This window comes from Actinomadura logoneensis, from assembly GCF_003428695.1.
GTDB lineage: Bacteria > Actinomycetota > Actinomycetes > Streptosporangiales > Streptosporangiaceae > Spirillospora > Spirillospora logoneensis.
This window is the reverse complement of record NZ_QURH01000661.1, coordinates 1-2,682: the sequence shown is the minus strand read 5'-3', so window position 1 is coordinate 2,682 and position 2,682 is coordinate 1. Positions and strand designations below refer to the sequence as shown.

At 77.8% G+C, this 2,682-nt stretch carries 2 protein-coding genes; both read left to right on the top strand.

Annotated features, from left to right (window positions below; genetic code table 11):
• A partial coding sequence (locus DZF91_RS25275) for a helix-turn-helix domain-containing protein (RefSeq protein ID WP_235834542.1) occupies positions 1-763 on the top strand: 763 nt, incomplete at its 5' end.
• A gap of 143 nt (positions 764-906) precedes the next feature.
• Positions 907-2,436, top strand: coding sequence for an AMP-binding protein (locus DZF91_RS25270; RefSeq protein WP_117359723.1), 1,530 nt, complete (start codon positions 907-909; stop codon positions 2,434-2,436).
• The last annotated feature ends 246 nt before the right edge of the window (positions 2,437-2,682 follow it).

Here is a 2,682-nt window from a genome sequence, read left to right as displayed (position 1 = left end):
GCTGCTCGCGGGCGCCGCGGCCGGGCTGCGCGAGGCCGCCGCGCACCGCCACACCCCGCATCCGGACGGACCGGCGCACCCGTCCGGCGCGTCCGGTTCGCCGGTGACCCGCACGCCCGGGCACGGCGCGCGCGTCGAGCGGATGCTGGAGCCCATCCGGCGCGCCATGGGCGAGCCGGTCGTCGCGCAGTGGTTCGGCGAGGGCAGCGCGCTCGGCCCGGACGAGGCCATCGTCCTCGCCCTCGGCGACGAGGAGGCCGCCGCGAAGGACGAGGACGCCGAGCTCTGGAGCACACCGTCCGCAGCGTCCGCCGGGACGCCCGGCGCGCCCTCCGCCCCCGCCGCCTCCGGGACGCCCGGCACGGCGACCGGTGAGGACGCCCCCGGCGCCGGGACGCCGCGACCATCGCCCCGCACGCTCTCCATGGACGTCTCGGGCACGGAGCACCCGGCCGCCCCCGCCGGGACGCCGGCCGGGAGCGCCCGCGAGCTCGGGAGCGCCGCCACCACGACCGGACCGGTCGCCGCACCGTCCGCGCCGGTCACCCCGCCCAGCACGCTCACCGCGCGCGAACGCGAGATCGCGCAGCTCATCGCCCGCGGCCTCAGCAACAAGGGCATCGCCCGGGAACTGGTGATCAGCCCCGCCACCGCGGCGCGGCACGTCGCCAACATCCTCACCAAGCTCGGCTTCAACTCCCGCGCCCAGATCGCGGTCTGGGCCGTGGACCACCAGCTCGCCGACCAGCCGCAGCTCCGCTGAGCCGCGCCCCGCCGCGCCCGCCCGTGCCCTCGGCGAGCCCGCCCGCGCCGCCGCGTACACAGCCGCGGCTCCGCTGAGTTACATACGTACGTGCACAATCGTGTGCATGTGCGGCCGGGGACGCCGACCGTAGCGTCAGCCCCATGATCTGCATGCGTGTGGACGCGGCCGCCGGGCACCCGGCGGTCACGGTGTCCCGTGCGGTGTTCGGCGTGGCACCCGCGGCCGACCCGGTGACCGAGCTGCGCGGCGGCCGCCTCGCCGTCGTGGACGCGATGGGCGACCGGGTGATGACCCACCCCGAGCTGGCCGCGGCCGTCGGCTCCCTCGCGGCCGGGCTGGCCCGCGAGGGCATCGGCCCCGGCACGGTCGTCGCCCTCCACCTGCCCGACAGCCCCGAGTTCGTCGTCGCGCTGCACGCCGTCACGGCGGCGGGCGCGACGCCCATGCCGGTACGCCCCACCACCCCCGCCGCCGAACTCGCCGCCCTGCTCGCCGAGGCGGACGCCGGCGTCCTCATCACCTGGCCGGTCCTGCTGGACATCGCCCGCACGGCGGTCCGGGAACGGCCCGTCCGGCGGCTGTTCTGCTTCGGCGACGAACCCGGCGTCGAGTCCGTCACCGCCCTGCACACCGGCGCCGCCGCCCCGGACGTCCCGGTCGACCCCGCCCGCGACGCGGCGCTCATCGCCTGCACCCGCGGCGACGGCGTCCCGCCCCGCGCCGTCCGGCTCACCCACGCCGAGGTCGTCGCCGGGCTCACCCGCGTCGCCGACGCCGGGCTGGTCGGACCGTCCGACGTGGCCCTGTCGGCGCTGCCGCTCGCCGACCCCATCGCGCTGAACGGCCTGCTCAATCCCGGGCTGCGGCTCGGCGCGACCGTCGTCACCCTCGCCGGGGCGGGCCGCCACGAACTGCTCCGCGCGATCCAGGACCACCGCGTCACCGTCCTGCTCGCGCCGCCGCGGCTGGTCGAGGTGCTCGCCTACGACCGGTCCGTCCCGCGCTACAACCTGCGCTCGCTGCGCGCCGTCGTCAGCACCGGCGGACCGCTGTCCGCCGAGGCCGCGCGCGCCTGCGCCAACCGGCTCGGCTGCCCCGTCCGCCAGGCGTACGGGACGGCGGAGGCCGCCGGGATCACCCACCTCAACCCCCGCGGGGTGGAGGAGGGCACGCTCGACTCGGTCGGCCGCGGCCTGCTCGGCGTCGCCTGGCGGGTCGTCGACCCGGCCACGGGCACCGACCAGCCCGCCTACCAACCGGGCGAACTGTGCCTGCGGCTGCCGATGACCTCGGCGGCCGCGGTCCCGGTGCGCTGGCTCACCACCGGCGACCAGGCGTTCGCCGACGAGCACGGCCGCGTCTACATCCTCGGCCGGCTCGGCGCCGCCCGCCCCGAACCGCCCGCCGAACCCGACGCCGTCCTCGCCGCGCACCCCGCCGTGGCCGACGCCGTCATCGTGCCCGTCCCCGACCTGGAGGTCGGGCTCGCGCCGCACGCCTTCATCGTCGCGACGCGTCCGGTGTCGCGGGAGGAACTGCTCGCCTACGTCAACGGCCACGTGCCGTCCTACCGGAGGGTGGTCGCCCTGCACGTCGTCGACCTCATCCCGCGGTCCCCGTCCGGGCGGGTCCGCCGCCGGGCGTTGCTGCAGCGGGCGGGGCTGTCCTGATGAGCTACACACCCACCTACACAGTTCTGCGGATGTGGCCGCCCGGGCGGGGTCCGTACGTTCACCCCATGCCTGACGGAGAAGCTGGTCCCGGGACGCTGGCCGAGCCCACCGTGACCAGGGCGGTACTGACGTCCGCCCGCGACCACGCGGCCCGGCTCGGCGGGCGCGCGGCGCTGGTCGACCCCGGCCGGCGGATCGGGTTCGGCGCCTTCGCGGCGCTGGTCCCGGCCGCCGCCGCGGGGC

What these genes read in the sequence shown, in the direction of transcription:
- DZF91_RS25270 (WP_117359723.1), top strand. Translation starts at nt 907, where the DNA reads ATGATCTGCATGCGTGTGGACGCGGCCGCCGGGCACCCGGCGGTCACG.